The following is a 16,338-nucleotide window of genomic DNA, read 5'->3' as shown; positions in this document are numbered from 1 at the left end:
GACGGTGTTCCTGACCGGAAAGGGCCAACAGCGGCACGAGGCCATGGTAAAAGACGACGAAACATCAAAACGCATCGATCGGGTGTCGCGACCACCACCGATTGTAGAACAAATCTCTGCAAGTGTTCCACCAACCCAGCTGGTTCAGGGTGTGAAACAATTTAGATCGTTGTTCGATATTGCAAATCCCCTGTTACCTTATATTCACTCAAGTCCACGTCCACGGCAATAGCACCGCGAGGGCGCAGTCGCCATAATCCGACTGATTTTAAAACAGACGGATTTAATAACAGATCGATTGGTAGCAGCGGGTGAATCGTCCGTGCTTCTGCGAGGCGACGACGTAAGGCTTAGACCATCTATGTCGGTTGCGTTCGCGGCGCGAGCCGTCCGTTGTCATATTGCTTTAATTCAACCAGAACACGCGGAAGGTATCGAGAATCTGTTGCGCTTCGTGCAGGTAGTGTTCTGCGACTTCTTCGTTGTTAACGACGACGAGCAGGTCGTGTGACAGCACGGAGGTGTTGTACCAATTGAAGCTGCCGTCGATGACGATGCGACGATCAATCACGCACTGTTTCGAATGAATCGGCGAATAGGGGATCGGTCGGTCGAAGATGCCGTAAACCAAAGCGATCGGAATGCCGGCATCCTTGAGTCGCTGGACCGCTGGCAACAGATGACGACTGAATTCCTTCTCCATTGTTCTTGGCTTGCGAATATCGCCCTGCCACGCCAAATGTCCGTTAAAGATTGCGCGCACTTTCACACCGCGATGATGCGCATGGATGAGGGCATCGATCACGCTATCACCATGTTCACCTCGCAATTCACCAATCAGAAACAAGCAAAGATCGATCGAATGTTGCGCTCGGTTGATCTCCGAGAAAATGGCATGATGTGGACGATAATACTTGCCATTGAGCATGGCAGTGCGTCCGAAGGTGTAGTAGAGATTAAACGGGCTGCGTGGATCAATTCCATACCGCTGAATCACTCCCCCACGGATCGACTGAAAGATGTTGTCTAGCAGCCGGCACATCCCCTTGGTGTGGAACGTCATTCCCGACTCCCAGTTGGCTCCCCACTGATCAAACGTAATGTTGAACGAGCCAATGATACAGTCTTCATCGTCGAAAATGATGAACTTGTTGTGCATGTCCGTGGCTACTTCCGCCAACGGATCACAGGTGGTGCAGATTTCGCCCAGCAGTTCAATACCAGACCGCTTCAGTTTGAGGTAATTTTTGCTGTTCGTCAGCGTCATCTTGCGCCAATCCACGATAACCTGCACCAAGACTCCGCACTGATGAGCGTAAAGTAGATGGTTACAAAAATCTTTGTCATCAATGCAGTCGACGCACACCTTGATCGAGTGCAGCCCCGACGGATCCGTCTGCTTTTTCCAGATCACCTTATCAATGTGATCATGAATGAAGCGTTTGGGGTGGTACGGATGCCACGTTTGACCTTTTGTGAACTTCGGAATCAGATTCAATGACTGATAATTGTGGTTGATCCAGTCCACGTCATTCTGCAAAAGTCGATCATTCAGTTCGACCGTTCTGTATTCGTTGCGGGTCCTCCACTGTGACGAGACGGCACGGTTCTGCTCTCCCTGCGATTCGATATGCGGTCCATCCATAAAGATGTATTCATATTCCGAAGGCACCGACCTGAAATCGTGGTGCAAAATATAGGAGAACTTCACACAGGTAACGCGTCCCTGATGCATCGACTGCATATGAATAAAAATATCACGCGTCACGCGTTGATGTTTGTCTCCCTGCACATTAATGGGATCGGTGTGAGCAATATACTGCTCATGACTGCCATCCTCGTGAAACACTTTGACGATCACTTTGATATTAAGATCGACTCCCCAGTCCACATCAAATACCAATGTTCCACGTCGCAGATAGAACAGATCATCAAAATCGTTCCTGCGCGCATACGGTGTCTCCAGCCTCGCATGGACCGGCCTCGCATATCGTTCTGCAAAATATGAACTCATAAATTCTTCTATTTTTCAATGACGTTATGTTAGTTCAAATTCTACGTAATAACCGGTATGATCCGACACGCGACCGTAGGAATGGTCGGTAAACAGCTCGAGCCCGTTTATCGATTGCACCCGAGATCCTTTTTTGAGAAAGATGTAATCGATCCGTCCATCATGACCGATCGCCCCCTCGATATCCTGAACGCGGTCGCAGTAAACTTGGTCGAAGGCGGGTCGATTCACCGTCTTGAGATACTGATCCTCATACTCGCTGGAATTCACAATGTGGCAATAAGCCCCTGAACCGGCTTTGATATTGAAATCACCGCAAATCAGCGTCGCCGCCACATTTTCGTCATGACGCTCATCGGCCCATTGACGCGTGCGATCAAACTGCGGATAGAAACCATCTTCGGGCCAACTGAGATGAGCACTGAATAGGTTGACGGGGCCGAAATAGGGAATATGTACCTGCGCCATAACGACGCGTCTCGCATGAATGTCATAGATATCTTGACTGTCCGAAACATATCCCGAATCGGTTGTCGAAAACTCATGGCGACTTAGAATCGCGACGCCTTCGCGAAATCGATCGAACCCCAGATGCGAATAATCGGTGTGCAAGTGATACGGAAACGGCAGAAACGCATTGATCCGCCGCGCTGCGTTGGACGCCCAGTCACCGTTGCCATCATTCCAGTTCTCAGCCACTTCTTGAAGGCACACCAGATCAATTTGAAAGTCCTGGATCGCCTGAGCAATCTGTTTGAATTTGTATTCTTGATCGTTTTCCTGGTAGCAGTGCAGATTCAGCGTCAGCACGCGAAGCGTACTTCGCCGCGACTGATAATTCGCACCATGACAGTTGTCCCAGACCACTCCATGATCCGTCTCCGATTCAATCGCATATTCCACTCGATACGAATGATGAATCGGCAAGCGTCCCGTCCAGATCTCCCAGCCATACCGGTTGGGGTTCCGCGCGACACTGCCGCGAACCAGGTCCCAGTGATTCGGTCGTTTGAAACAACGCGTCACATGGCTCGTCTTCCATTTATCGGTGGACCAGTGAATCCGCACGCTCTTGGCGTGGAGCGAAGATCGAACCGCAGAGTCGACGGACAGCGAGACTTTGCCTCCCTGTAAAACCGGATCATAGAACAGATGCTGAATCGGGACATCGCGATAAACGATAACACCGGCGTCTGCATCAACCTTGTAATCCAGACCGTGATTATTGTCCCAGAACGTTCGCCCCGCACACTCGTAACTGACCGAGTAACGAATGTTGCCTGGCAGCGAATGCTCGGACGTCAGAGGGCGACGTATACAGGCGTACCACAACTCAGTTCCATCGGGCAATGTGCAGCGGTAGGACGCTTCATCGATATGCCACTCACCCTCCTCACCGCACCAGTGGATCGCCACGTGCTTTTGATAAGAAAGATTATCCACCCGCACCACAAACGACATTTCCTGCCACGCTCCCTGGATGGTGCGTGAGATAATGTTCTCGGTGTATTCAATTCTAATATGCTGCATTTGCGTACTCAAAGCTCCGAGTCTTAAAAGCGTCCCGTGCCAACATTTTTATTAAAAAAATGAATCCCCGGCCCCCAAACAATCCCTGTCGAACTTCGCGCTCTTTATGAATATAGATTGCGTACAGTCGCTGACCGACAAACTTCAAAAAGATGAGTAATATTTCAATGTTGCTGCAACGAAAAAACGAGTCAGTTTCGTTATTGGCTTCATTTTACTCCGCGCCGAAGGCCTCCGACGAATTTCACGCCGACCAATCGGATTAATCGTTACCCGAATCGAATTGAGAACGCAGATGCGTGACCTCTCTCGTTCCCAAACGAGCGATTGGGAACAAGTGAAATCGGTGTCTTTGACCAGATCCACTACGGGCGATCACTGATTCTTCGCGGCGCCAAAGCAAACGACTTCGACGACTCCGCCTGAAAAACATCTATGGACTATGTTTTTTGGAGCTGGAACAAAATGCTGAAATTCTATAGAGGAGGGGGGCCAATCGCTGCGAAGCACGCGTAAATCGCTCGTTTTCCTATAGCGGACGAAGCTTCCGATCGCTCAAATACAAGGGTTCACAACGTCTTCTCGCTGACGTTGGATTGCGATCCGATTTTGGATAGAATGGCAGCATGTCAAAATTAAACAAAAAAAATCTTGATCGCAGGCGTTTCGTCCTCCGCTCGGTTGCCGGATCGCTCGCTCTGCCTGGACTTTCATCACTGCGGGCCGAGTCGGTCAGTAGCAACTCGGCTGTTCGAGCGACCCACGGCGCGGGTGTCGGTGCTCGCCGCTTCGTTGCGGTAGGCAACTTGCTTGGATTTCAGCAGAAGCATTTTTTTCCGGAAACCACCGGTAAGGAATTTGAGCCGACCACGCTGCTGAAGCCGCTAGAGGCAAACCGCGACCAGATCACAATCTATCGTGGCCTTGATCACGGTTTGCGGGGAGGCCATTTCGCCGTGCACACGTTTCTGTCAGGCGTGCTGCACCACGAATCGAAGCATCGCCCCGATGGCAACGTCACCATTGACCAATTCCTGGCCGATGAGGTAGGCGGGCAAACGCGGTTCGCATCGCTGACGGTGGGGTCCGAAGGAGGCATCCATGGTGGTTGCCAAATGTCGTGGACCAAATCGGGCGTCCGCGTCCCACCGATCACAGGCCCCGCCGAACTATTCGACAAGTTGTTCGTCACGGAATCAAAAGAACGGCGTGCTCAGAAAGTCAAATCCACCGCCGTGGAAGCTTCGATTCTCGATTCGATCCGCGAAGAAGCGGGTTCTCTATCCAAGCGAGTCAATCAAGAGGACAAAGCTAAACTTGACGAATACTTCAGCTCGATTCGCGACGTCGAAAAACGGCTCGAAGTCCGCCGCCGCTGGGCTGACCAACCCAAACCGGATGCCCCGTTTGACAAACCGGCCGACACGAACACCGTCGATGACCTGCCGATGCTGTACGAGTTGATCGCGTTGGCGCTGCAAACCGATTCGACGTGAATCGCCACGTTGGAAATCGGTGGCAGCTTTCTGCCACAGAACCTCGGGATCGACAAGTCCTATCACAGTCTCTCGCATCACGGCAATGACGAGGAAACGATCGCGCATCTGATTACACTTGAGTCGTATCAGTTAGAGCAATTTGGAAAGTTCTTGACACGGCTTGCAGAAATCCAGGATGGCGACCAGAGCTTGCTCGAATCGACCGCGGTGCTGTTCGGCAGCGGAATGGGCAACGGCAGCTCGCACACCAACACGGACCTGCCGATCTTGATGGCGGGCGGTGGTTACGGCCGCGGCGAGTTCAAGAAAGTCGGTTCCAAACGCTCGGGCAATGTCCCGCTGTGTAATTTGTTCGTCGACATTGCCCAACGGATGGGTGTCCAAAAGGATTCGTTCGGAACCAGCACCGGCACCCTCTCGTAAACGCGATCACTATGTATCTCTGTGAGTCTGTTCGACGCGGGGCGTTTTGCGCCATCGGGGTTATCAGTATTGCTCTAGCCGCGATGGCCGATATCGCCGCAGCGGAAACGGCGTCCGAAAACGGTGCTGCCCATGCCAGTACAGCGGTGGCGAAGTTTCTCGGCGAGTACTGCCTGCAGTGCCATGACACCGGCTCGGCCGAAGGCGAACGCGAATTCGAGTCGTTCGAGCTGCCGTTCACGTCGGAGCAGCAATTGATCACTGCCGATGAAATCATTGATTCGGTGACCTTAAAGATGATGCCGCCCGAAGATGCCGAGCAACCGAGCGACGACGAGCGTTTAGCACTGCTAAGTGTGTTGCGAAACAGTATCGCGGAGGCTCGCGAAAATCTCAAAAGCTCGGGTGGCCGCACCGTGATGCGTCGGCTTTCCAACCGTGAGTATGAAAACACGCTTGCGACACTGTTTGACCGCCGCGTCGATACGTTGGGGCTGACCGCGGACTTTCCAAAGGAAAACACCAGCGGTCATATGGACACGATCGGCGAGGCGTTGGTGACGTCGGGCTTTCTGCTGGACCAATACCTGCAAGCCGCATCACGGCTGGTCGAGACTCGTCTTGGTAAACCGGCAATGCAGCCAAAATCGTGGCACTTTACCGACAATTTTCAGCAGTACGAAGAACTCACCGGCGCCCACCGCAGCGTGTTCAAATTCGAGTACCTCTGTTTGTACGAACAACCCAATACCGATACGCGGCAAGGCGGCTATGGGCACATCGAGGACTTTTTAGAGGGAGTCCCGGTGTCAGGACTCTACGACATCGAAGTTCATGCGCAAGCGATGCATCGCGATACCCATTACGATCCGAAGATTTTTCGCATCGACTTTTCCGAACCCTTTCAATTGGCGGTGGTTCCAGGCGACGCCACCAAGGGACACATTCACTACCCGCAAGCCATCGAACCGGTTTTGGCCACCACGGTTGTGCCGGACGACCAACCCGAGTGGTTGAGTTTTCGTGTCTGGCTCGAGGCTGGACAAACGCCTCGATTCATTTTTCCTAACGGCCCGTACGAATCACGAGCGTCGGTGATCGAAACCAACAAGCGATACAAGGATGAGTTCAAAGCACCGAAGGTCGGGGTCAGCCGCACATCGCTGCTTCGTGAAGGAGCGCTGCCGCATATCAAGATCGGCGAGGTCAACGTCCATGGTCCGCTTTCCGAACCCGGTGGCGGCAAAGAGGAACAGGCAGTTTTTGGGAAGGAAGGGTTTCAGACAGATCGAGCGATCGAGCAGTTAGTCGCGTTTGGTCAACGAGCGTACCGGCGTCCGCTGGACGAAACCGATCGCACGCGGATCGAGGCGATCTATCGGAAACGATTATCCGAAAAAGCCAGCCCACGTCAGGCCGCCTTGGATACGCTGAAGATGATCCTTTGCTCGCCCTCGTTTTTGTACCTCAGCGAAATCACCCTCGAAGACGAAACGAAGCTTCGCCCCTTCGATCTTGCCTCGCGACTTTCCTACGCACTGTGGGCGGCCCCACCGGATGATGAACTGTTCGCCGCCGCCCAATCCGGCCGTTTGACCGAGACGGACGAATTAAGAAAACAGATCACTCGGATGCTTGCTGATGATCGATCCAACGAATTCATCAATGGCTTTCTCGATAGTTGGCTCAACCTGCGAGACATCGGTAATCTGCCGCCGCCTCGCAATGCGGCCTGGGAATACTACGCCCAAAACTTGCCTGAATCGATGAAGCAGGAAGCACGTCTATTCTTTCGGAATCTGCTTGACGAGAACGGATCCGTGATCGATTTTCTCGATGCGGACTACACCTTTGTCGACAAAAAGTTGGCAACGCTTTACGGATTACCTGAGCGAGACACGCTCCGCCTAGCCGACGGATTTCAGCGAGTCAACCTTGCGAAGAACAAACAGCGAGGCGGCGTGCTGGGAATGGCTGGTGTACTGACCGTCAGCGCCAACGGCGTCGACACTTCTCCGGTGACACGCGGCGTATGGGTTCTGGAAAATATCCTTGGGATCACGCCACCACCGCCGCCGGACGAGGTACCTGCGATTGACGCCGATGTGAGCGGTGCGACCACGATCCGTGAAAAGCTAACGAAACACAGCCAGGACAAAGCGTGCTTCGTGTGCCACCGAAACATTGACCCGCTCGGTTATGCACTTGAAACGTTTGACCCTATCGGACGTTGGCGAGAGAGATACCCCAAGGCCAAAGGCAAGGGATCGGCGGCGAAGGTCGATCCGTCGGGCAAATTGCCTTCGGGTGAAACGTACAATGACTTTCCTGGTTTCAAAAAGGTGCTTTTGGAAAGTCGCCGCGATCTGTTTGCCCGCAATCTGATCGAGAAACTGCTCACGTACGCGTCGGGCCGCCACATGGAGCGAACGGACCAGTATGAGATCGATGATATTTTGATTCGCGTCAAAGCCGCCGACTACGGACTGCAAACGATGGTATCCGAAACGCTGACCAGCGAGATTTTTCGATCGCGTTGAGTCCCAAAAAATTAATTGACAAGCTTGGCCGTAGTGGATCTTGCCAAAGATTCCGCATACAGGATCTTTAGCAAGATCCACTACCGTCCTTCTTACGCCCCCTCCTCATGTCCCAGGAATCACTATGAAAACGGCCTTTTACGTAGCGATGGCCTTCTGTTTCGTGAGCTTGGTTTCGGCATCATTTGCAGCCGACTCGAATTGGCCGCAGTGGCGAGGCCCGTCGGGATCGGGCGCCACGTCGGCCGACGGTGTTGTGAGCGAGTGGGGGACGGACCAAAACGTCAAGTGGCGGATCGAGTTGCCAGAAGCGGGCAACTCAACGCCGGTCGTGTGGGACGACCGTGTCTTTTTCACTCAACCGCTCTCGGAAACGAACCAGCGAAGTCTATTCTGCGTGGATCGAGAGACCGGTCGCGAGGTTTGGCGTCGTAGCGTCAGGTACGACAAACCGGAAACTTCGCACAAAACCAATCCCTATTGTTCAGCGTCACCGGTAACTGACGGGAAACACGTGATCGCTTGGTTTGGTTCCGCTGGGCTGGTTTGCTGGGATGTCGATGGCAACGAACGGTGGCGACGCGACCTTGGCACGCAGCAGCATATGTGGGGCTACGGGTCCTCGCCGATTCTGCACGACGACTTGTGCATCCTGTTGTTCGGGCCGGGAAACAACGAGTTCCTGATCGCCGTGGACAAGACTACTGGCGAAACACGCTGGCAGGTGGACGCACTGGATGACGATGCTGAACGCGCTCTCAGCGGCCCCGAGAATGACGGCAATGCCAACGATTTTGGCAGCAACAAAGCTCGCAGTGAACGGCTGCGAGGTGCTTGGAACACGCCGATCTTGGTTGAGGTCGAGGGTCACTTCGAATTGGTTGCCGCGTTGTCGCGCCGCGTCAGTGCCTTTGATCCATCGACCGGCCAGCAGCTTTGGACTTGTGGCGGGACGGGACCTTTGGCGTACGCATCGCCGATGGAATCCGATGGCGTGGTCGTCGCCTTGGGAGGCTATGGCGGCGCATCGCTGGCGGTCCGGGCGGGCGGTCGCGGCGATGTGACACCGACGCACCGGATCTGGCATAAACCCAAAGATCAAGGCTGGTTGGGAACCGGGGTTGTCGACAACGGATCGATCTACATCTGCAACATGAATGGCGTGCTGAGTTGTTTCGATGTTCAAACGGGAGACGAGCTTTGGAAGAAACGCACCGATGGCGGGGGCACGTGGTCCAGCATCACGCAAACTGGTGACGGCCGCATGTTCCTGCTGACCAAGTCTGGCACGACGACGGTTTTTAAACCCGATCCCAAAGCATTCAAGCAAATCGCGGCGAACTCGCTTGACGAAAAAACGAACGCTTCGGTCGTTGTAGCCGGCAACGACATCCTGATTCGCACCGACGAGGCGCTGTGGTGTATCGCGAAGGCTTCGCAGGAGTAAAAGCTCGGCTGCAGCGCTCGCTTGTATGCCGAGGACGCCGAGTCGTCCGCGGGCCCCTTGCTTATCGCGAGCCCACCAATGACCACTGCCAGCAGGATGACGAACCAGCCAAATGCGGTGCGGATTCGTTCGGCCGGCAGCCGCTCGCCAAGAACCACCCCAACCAGCATGCCGAGAAACGCCAGCCCCAGAAAGGCAAGGGTGATCCCCCAGTCAATGCTTGTCGAACGCAATTGTCCCGCAAGTCCCGCCAGCGTATTCAACGTGATGATCGCCAGCGAGGTTCCAACAGCGCGTTTTGCGTCGATACCGGCAAACAGCACCAGTGCTGGGACGATCAGAAAACCGCCACCCACCCCTAAAAATCCAGTCAGCACTCCGACAGCTGCCCCGATCAATAAACACGGCCAAACGCGGCAACGACGCTCGTGATGCGATTGTTCGGCTCGTCCCCGCACCATTGCGCCCCCGACCGCCAGCATGATCGCGGCGAAGATCAGCAACAACGTTCGCTCGGAAACCAATTCAGTAAGGAACGAACCAAGATAGGCTCCCGGCGTTCCGGTGGCTGATAATAAGATCGCCGCTCGAGGATGAAAACTGCCTTGCTGCCAATAGCGTGCTGCCGCCGGCAAACTGGATCCCCCCACCACGACCATCGACATCACCACGGCTTGCCCGACCGGGACGCCGAGCACGAAGGTAAAGATGGGGAGCGTCAAAATCGAACCGCCCGCCCCAAAAATGCCTAGCGTGATCCCAACAAGCACCGCCAGAATCAGGGCAATTAGAAGCGGATCCATCGTTGGCCTCGGTCACGAGAATAGGCGGTCGCTGGCGGCGGTGTCACCGAGCACTACGGGAATCGACGTAGGTTTTGACAAACTGTTCTAACTCAGGCTGATCGCATTCAAAGCCCATCTTCTTAGCCTGCGTGAGCGTCTGTTCTCCCGACATCCCTTGCTCGGCGGCCATGTGCATCATGACCATCGCGCCTGCCCGCTTTCCCGATTGACAGTGGGCGAAAACCGGCTTGGGCAGTTCACTGAATTTTTCGCGAAACCGATCGACTAACTCGGGTGACATATCCTGCATCGACACCGGAATGTGCAGATATTTTAACCCATTCGCTTCGACCTTCTGTTGCTCGGCGTCGGGCGACAATGGTTGATCATCCTCCCCCGCTGTTCGGAAATTGATCAATGATGCAAATCCCTCCGCCGCGATTTTCTCAATTTCGTCTGCCGATGGCTGGGGACCTACAGTGATTTCGTCGCTTATTTTCATCCGCTGGGACATTGGGCTTCCTTTTACGTTTTAAGTGAAATTAGCTGCAGGAGAGTAACCCGCAGCAAATGCGATACCGGTAACAGCTTGGGTGCCCCCCCAAGTCGAATAGGATCCTAAGCACCTCGGAAGAAGTCTGTCGGCATCGCTCGATAAGGCGGAGAAGCTGCAAGACGTAGCCTAGGCTTCCAGCCTGGGTTCGATGTTGTCCCCAGGCTGGAAGCCTAGGCTACGTTATGCCGACTGGCTTCTGTCGAGGTGTTGATAACGCGAATCTCACCAGTCCCGCCGCTAGCGTCGTCGGCTCACAAAGTCGATGGGATTCGGAACAGAAGTTGCAGATTCATTTTCTCATTTGACAGGACTCATCAACGTCCCTCTGCGGCATGCAGGACAGGACGCTTCAATATTGACATCCACAATTCAGGGTAGCTGCGATGAAAAATCCGTTAGCAAAGCACGCCTGGTCACCTTATCTCGTTGGGGGCGGGATTGGCGTGCTCAGTTGGTTCGCTTTCTGGAGTGCCGACCATCCGCTGGGAATCACCACCGCGTTTGAACACACGGTTGCGATCGGGATGGAGGCAGTGGCTCCGCAATTCGCTGAGTCGAATACCTACTTTCAAGACCACTCGCCCAAGATCGGCTGGGAATGGATGCTGGTGGTGGGTGTCTTGCTCGGAAGCCTGCTCAGTTCGTTCTCATCAGGAGATCGCGAACCGGTCGTGGTCCCCGCGATGTGGCAGCGTCGGTTCGGCAACAGCGCCGCACTTCGGTTGAGTGTCGCATTCTTTGCTGCTGGATTGATGATGTTCGGTGCTCGCTTAGCGCAAGGTTGCACCAGTGGTCACGGAATCAGTGGAAGTCTGCAACTTGCCGCCTCGAGCTGGATCTTTAGCATCACGTTTTTCACGGTTGCCATCCTTACTGCATTTCTACTGTACGGCCGGAGGACTAGCGAAGATGTTTGATCCAATTTGGAAACTTGCTCTTGGGCTGATCACCGGAGTCGTGTTCGGCATTTTGCTTCAGAAGGGACGCGTCGCCAAGTATCACGTCATCCTGGGTCAATTCCTGTTCCGTGACTGGACCGTGGTCAAGATCATGGGAACGGCGGTGGTGGTTGGGGCAATCGGGATCTACGCGTTGTTACCGACCGAAGCGGTTTCGCTGCATATCAAACCCCTTGCCTGGGTCGGCATCCTCGTTGGCGGTGCTTGTTTTGGCGCAGGCATGTCGCTATTTGGCTACTGTCCTGGAACCAGTGTCGCGGCGTGCGGCGAAGGACGCCGAGACGCGATGGTTGGCGTCGTGGGGATGTTGTTCGGAGCCGCGCTGTTTGTCGGATTCTATCCCCAACTCTCTGCGTTTGCCAAAGCTTGGGGCGATGCGGGTGAGATCACGATTCCGCAGTGGACCGGAACCTCGCCTTGGCTCTGGATCGGAGGGCTGGTGTCCGTGGCGTTGGCCGCCTTCTTCTTCGCTCGGCTGAGACACAATCCGACGCTGAGGCCACGAACCAAACCGATCGGCCGCAGAAAGCAAGTGAGTGCGTGATTCACGCGGTAGCGATCGTCGTCAGACCGTAGAGCGCGTTCTGGAGAACAAAACCACTGCACGGGCACATCGGCCTGTGTCGGGCAACTTTGTTTCAGCCCCCTGCATGTTGGATCTTTCGCCGAATCCACATGTTCCAAAGTTTACGCCATATTCCCTGCGGGGGAAACAACTGAGACAATGACGTCGTCTGCCACACTTGCCTGATCCGCATGCGTCCATTCGCTGCATCCTCCCCTATCATCACTCCGAGCCGCTATGAGTCCGAAAGTTTACGGCATTGTTTTCGCTCTGCTGACCGGTCTGTTTTGGGGCATGTACGGTCCCGCATTGCAGACGTCGCGTGTGTCAGGACAGAGTCCCTTCAAACCCTTTATTTTGATCGGTGTCGCCTATCTGTTGATTGGGATTGTCGGCGGGGTGGTGGGCATCCTGGCGACCAAAGATAACTTTCATTTTGCCCCCGTGACCGTTCGTTGGGGGTTTATCGCCGGATCACTCGGCGCGTTCGGAGCATTAACACTCACGTTGGCGTTATTCAAAAGCCGGGCCCCGGATCTGGTCATGCCCATTGTGTTTGGCGGAGCCACGCTTGTATCGGTCGCGATCGGACTGTGGATGAAGCAAGAGCTGCTTTCGGCCCATCCGATGCAGTACGTTGGCACGTTGGCGGTCGTGATCGGAGTGGTGTTGGTGCAAGCCTATGCATCGCACGGCCCAGCAAAACCAGTCGATGCCTCGACAGCCAGTGTCGTCTCGCAACCGCTCAGTCCACCGAGCGAACTCCCTTCCGAAGCCCCAACGGATCGGTGACCGTTGCGTTGTCGCCTCTGGTACGCAGGTCTCTGCCTTACTGCCTTACTGCCTTACTGCCTTACTGCCTTACTGCCTAACTGCCTAACTGCCTCTGCTGACAACTGCCACGGCCATGCCGCTACGTTCCGTCGCGACCGTGGCGTTCTCGAGCGACTTCTTCGAGCGACTGCTGAATCGCAGGGCATGCACTCCTCACGGCGTCCAAGTCCACACGGCGAAGTTCATACAGGGCACAGGGCGTCACCGCGCGACAGGTAGCGGAGCGGGGTTCACGCAACAACAACGCCAATTCACCGAAAAACTGCCCCGCCACCAACGTGTTGAGCTGTTTCGTTTCGCCGTCGACGTCTTTAACCACCCGCACCACGCCACGGGCGATCAAGAACAGTGAATCACCGGCTTGGCCTTCGCAGATGATGTCTTGTCCCGAGGGCACCGTGTGCTCGCGCAGCTTGCTGGCCACGCGATTGAACTCCTCGGGCGGCGTCTGTTCAAAGAACGGAACCTTGCGTAACAACTCGCTGGGGTCAACGTGCAATTTTGCATTGAGCGTTTTGGCATCGAGTTGGCCGACATGTTGCCGCAAGTTCTCGATAATTTCGCCCGCGATCCCATCGGGGATGGTGCCAGCGATGTTTTCGCTCTGGATGACCTCGCGTTGTGCTTGCGACACCAATCGTTCCCCAAGTTGTTCCTGCATCAGTTGGACGAATTCGGGGAACTGTTCGGCTACCGCATCGATTCGCGATTTCGCCGACGCTTGCCACGCTTGATAGCGGCGGCGAACCTCTTCGACCACCGACCGATCCTCTTGTTTTGCAATCTTGTCCAAGTGAGCGAGCACTTGGTCGCATCCCTGATAACGTCCCCACGCGCGGGCATACTCACCGCTGGTGCGAGCGACGCCGATCCGGCTAGCCCACCAGCGTGCCAGCGGGATCTGCTGCATCACTTGGGTCACTTTCTGGCGTATCGCCTGACGCTTGGGATCGTAAATCGTCGCCTTGGGCAACTCGCCCTGATACCGCATCGATTCGCTGCATAGCTCTAATGAGAAGGCCAAGTCGCGATAGACTCGCTCGGACAAATGCCGCTTGGTGAACATGTCAAAGTACAGTTTTCGTTCCAATCCGAAGCAGCGAAGATAGACCACCGCTCGCTCTTCGTCGGTGCTAAGTTCCTGTGCCCGCAAATTTTCGCGTTCGGTTGTCAGCTCATCGAGTTCGCGGAGGAGGCGATCCTGAAGCCGTCTCGCGATGACGGAGGAGAAGAAGCCACCGGCCTGCAGTTCGGGAACCCGCTTGAGCGCATTGTGCTTAGCAGTAATCTGTCCCTCGATTCTGGCCAGCTTGTCGGCGGCACTGGGTTGGTCCAGCCCAAGCTTTCGCACCAGTCGGCCGATCGTCGTCGCCTGGACGATTAGCGTGAACAGCACCGCGCCCATCACGACCGCAGTGAATTGCGACTTGTACGGAAAACTGTCGGGTAGGTACAGCACGATCGCCAACGCGATTGCACCTCGCAACCCACCCCAATCCATCACGATTTGGTACGCCTTGCTGACCGTCTGCGAGAATTTGCCTGTCACCGGCACCAGTCCAAAGATCACGACCGCCCGCGAAATTTGCATTGCAACCAGCACGACCGCCAGCACGCCGATCGCGTTGTAAAGGTCACTTAAATCCACGCTTAATCCGACCAACAGGAAGATCAAGGCATTACAAACGAACGCCATGTACTCCCAGAAATGGTGCATAAAGCCGCCGACTTCGGGCGAGATTTTGGTGCGTCCCCAGCTGCCCATCATCAGCCCCGCAACCAATGTCGCCATCACTCCGCTGACGTGCAGGTAATGTTCGGCGATCAGAAACGAACCATACGCCAAAACCATCGTCAACGATATTTCGATGTCCGAGTTGGCGCGGACGCGTTGCAACAGTTGCCCAGACACCCAGCCAAGTATCATGCCAACGAAGATCCCCCCGAAGAACACCCCAAAGAATTGTGCCAGCCCATACAGTGCTGCTCCGCCGCTAAATCCGTCGGTCGCGACGCTCAGCAGGATCCCAGCGACGACAATCGACGTCGCATCATTAAAAAGACTTTCTCCCTCGACCAGGACGGTCAGCCGTTTTGGGGCGCCGAGCTGTTTAAATAACGCGATCACGGCGACGGGGTCCGTCGCGCTGAGGATCGAGCCGAGCAGCAGTGCCGCGGCCAAGGGAATCTCCGTCAACAATGCGACGATGCCACCGATAATCAACGTCGACAGCAGCAGCCCCGGGATGGCCAGCATCAGCACGGGTAGAAGATTCTTTTGAAGTTGCCGAACTTCTAAGTTGTAGGCCGACTCGAAAACCAGCGTGGGAAGAAAGACGAACAAGATCACGTCGGGCGAAATCGTGTACTCGGCCAACAAGCGAAACGCGGGCACATGCTTGCTGATTAATGCCAGCGTCAATCCGATCATGACGAGCATCACGGTGAATGGCAATTTCCACCGATTGCAAATCGCGAGTACCGCCGCCGCGAGCAGAAGAAGTGCGAAGATCACCGCGACCTGTTCGGTCACTCCATGCCCGCCGCCAGAAGAGGTCTCGGAGGAAGCAAGCACGAGAAAAGACGACAAAGGCGAAGGCATCATGTTTTTCACCGCAGCGAAATGCGACACTCGGCAATGGTATTCATACCGAAAAAACCGATGCGTCGACCGCATTGTAACAAAGCCGCAGGCAACGGTTTTGTGCCAAAGCAGACGGCATTGGGCTCACGCGGGCGGGTTGGTTTCGCTAAAACAACGCTCGAACCACACCCCCGTTTTCAAGCGTGCAACAAAAACGAGAGCCAACATGAGGGCAGCGATCTATAGCGAATTCGCCTCTCCATTGACCATTGAAACCGTGGCGGACCCGACGCCTTCGGATCACGGAGTGGTGATCCGGGTCGCAGCGACGGGGCTGTGCCGCAGCGATTGGCACGGATGGATGGGGCACGATCCCGATATCCGCTTGCCCCATGTGCCTGGGCATGAGTTGGCAGGGGTGATCGAAGCGGTTGGCCGCCACGTCGGCCGTTGGCAAGTCGGCAACCGAGTGACCGTGCCGTTTGTGTGTGGTTGTGGCACGTGTGGTCAGTGTGCTGCGGGCGAACACCAAGTGTGTGAACGGCAATTTCAACCCGGTTTCACTCACTGGGGATCGTTTGCCCAGTACGTCGCAATCGACT

The 16,338-nt window shown here is 55.1% G+C and carries 10 protein-coding genes and 2 pseudogenes; 7 read left to right on the top strand and 5 right to left on the bottom strand.

What is annotated here, in order from left to right:
* Positions 1-406 precede the first annotated feature (406 nt).
* Complete coding sequence (locus ABX962_RS03295) at positions 407-2,014, bottom strand: phosphatidylserine/phosphatidylglycerophosphate/cardiolipin synthase family protein (RefSeq protein WP_372716585.1); 1,608 nt, start codon at positions 2,012-2,014, stop codon at positions 407-409.
* 24 nt (positions 2,015-2,038) lie between these two features.
* Complete coding sequence (locus ABX962_RS03290) at positions 2,039-3,544, bottom strand: endonuclease/exonuclease/phosphatase family protein (protein WP_372716584.1); 1,506 nt, start codon at positions 3,542-3,544, stop codon at positions 2,039-2,041.
* A 626-nt stretch (positions 3,545-4,170) separates the two neighbouring features.
* Here ABX962_RS03290 and ABX962_RS03285 point away from each other — a divergent pair.
* From ABX962_RS03285 to ABX962_RS03275, 3 genes and pseudogenes are all read left to right on the top strand, one after another.
* Positions 4,171-5,466: pseudogene (locus ABX962_RS03285) on the top strand (DUF1552 domain-containing protein).
* An 83-nt stretch (positions 5,467-5,549) separates the two neighbouring features.
* Complete coding sequence (locus ABX962_RS03280) at positions 5,550-8,006, top strand: DUF1592 domain-containing protein (protein ID WP_372716582.1); 2,457 nt, start codon at positions 5,550-5,552, stop codon at positions 8,004-8,006.
* 124 nt (positions 8,007-8,130) lie between these two features.
* Positions 8,131-9,453 carry a PQQ-binding-like beta-propeller repeat protein gene (locus ABX962_RS03275; protein WP_372716580.1) on the top strand — a complete coding sequence of 441 codons (1,323 nt, stop codon included), beginning with the start codon at positions 8,131-8,133 and terminating at the stop codon, positions 9,451-9,453.
* Between the two features lie 95 nt (positions 9,454-9,548).
* On the opposite strand, the pseudogene ABX962_RS03270 reads toward ABX962_RS03275, so the two are convergent.
* Together ABX962_RS03270 and ABX962_RS03265 are read right to left on the bottom strand one after the other, a co-directional pair.
* Positions 9,549-10,256: pseudogene (locus ABX962_RS03270) on the bottom strand (sulfite exporter TauE/SafE family protein); the annotation flags it as partial.
* A 43-nt stretch (positions 10,257-10,299) separates the two neighbouring features.
* Entirely contained in the window at positions 10,300-10,752 is a 453-nt protein-coding gene (locus ABX962_RS03265; RefSeq protein ID WP_372716578.1) for a beta-lactamase hydrolase domain-containing protein, read from the bottom strand.
* Between the two features lie 425 nt (positions 10,753-11,177).
* Between ABX962_RS03265 and ABX962_RS03260 the strand changes: the two genes are divergently transcribed.
* The 3 genes from ABX962_RS03260 to ABX962_RS03250 all read left to right on the top strand — a co-directional run bounded on the left by ABX962_RS03260 (position 11,178) and on the right by ABX962_RS03250 (position 13,110).
* Positions 11,178-11,711 (top strand): YeeE/YedE family protein, encoded by a 534-nt coding sequence (locus tag ABX962_RS03260; RefSeq protein WP_372716576.1) that lies wholly within the window; start codon positions 11,178-11,180, stop codon positions 11,709-11,711.
* Positions 11,704-12,297, top strand: coding sequence for a YeeE/YedE thiosulfate transporter family protein (locus tag ABX962_RS03255; protein ID WP_372716574.1), 594 nt, complete (start codon positions 11,704-11,706; stop codon positions 12,295-12,297). The genes ABX962_RS03260 and ABX962_RS03255 overlap by 8 nt, the downstream gene beginning before the upstream one ends.
* Before the next feature lie 258 nt (positions 12,298-12,555).
* A complete protein-coding gene (locus ABX962_RS03250; protein ID WP_372716572.1) occupies positions 12,556-13,110 on the top strand; it encodes a hypothetical protein in 555 nt (184 codons plus the stop codon).
* A 121-nt stretch (positions 13,111-13,231) separates the two neighbouring features.
* Here ABX962_RS03250 and ABX962_RS03245 read toward each other — a convergent pair whose 3' ends face one another.
* Entirely contained in the window at positions 13,232-15,757 is a 2,526-nt protein-coding gene (locus ABX962_RS03245) for a cation:proton antiporter (protein WP_372716570.1), read from the bottom strand.
* 205 nt (positions 15,758-15,962) lie between these two features.
* Between ABX962_RS03245 and ABX962_RS03240 the strand changes: the two genes are divergently transcribed.
* Positions 15,963-16,338 (top strand): alcohol dehydrogenase catalytic domain-containing protein (locus tag ABX962_RS03240; RefSeq protein ID WP_372716568.1); only part of this gene is annotated, 376 nt, incomplete at its 3' end.

Origin of the sequence: Novipirellula sp. (genome assembly GCF_041583735.1) — a bacterium.
Taxonomy (GTDB): Bacteria; Planctomycetota; Planctomycetia; order Pirellulales; family Pirellulaceae; genus Novipirellula.
The sequence above is the reverse complement of the archived record's forward strand: the minus strand, read 5'-3'. Positions and strand labels throughout refer to the sequence as shown.

What these genes read in the sequence shown, in the direction of transcription:
- ABX962_RS03295 (WP_372716585.1), bottom strand. Translation starts at nt 2,014, where the DNA reads ATGAGTTCATATTTTGCAGAACGATATGCGAGGCCGGTCCATGCGAGG.
- ABX962_RS03290 (WP_372716584.1), bottom strand. Translation starts at nt 3,544, where the DNA reads ATGCAGCATATTAGAATTGAATACACCGAGAACATTATCTCACGCACC.
- ABX962_RS03280 (WP_372716582.1), top strand. Translation starts at nt 5,550, where the DNA reads ATGGCCGATATCGCCGCAGCGGAAACGGCGTCCGAAAACGGTGCTGCC.
- ABX962_RS03275 (WP_372716580.1), top strand. Translation starts at nt 8,131, where the DNA reads ATGAAAACGGCCTTTTACGTAGCGATGGCCTTCTGTTTCGTGAGCTTG.
- ABX962_RS03265 (WP_372716578.1), bottom strand. Translation starts at nt 10,752, where the DNA reads ATGTCCCAGCGGATGAAAATAAGCGACGAAATCACTGTAGGTCCCCAG.
- ABX962_RS03260 (WP_372716576.1), top strand. Translation starts at nt 11,178, where the DNA reads ATGAAAAATCCGTTAGCAAAGCACGCCTGGTCACCTTATCTCGTTGGG.
- ABX962_RS03255 (WP_372716574.1), top strand. Translation starts at nt 11,704, where the DNA reads ATGTTTGATCCAATTTGGAAACTTGCTCTTGGGCTGATCACCGGAGTC.
- ABX962_RS03250 (WP_372716572.1), top strand. Translation starts at nt 12,556, where the DNA reads ATGAGTCCGAAAGTTTACGGCATTGTTTTCGCTCTGCTGACCGGTCTG.
- ABX962_RS03245 (WP_372716570.1), bottom strand. Translation starts at nt 15,757, where the DNA reads ATGATGCCTTCGCCTTTGTCGTCTTTTCTCGTGCTTGCTTCCTCCGAG.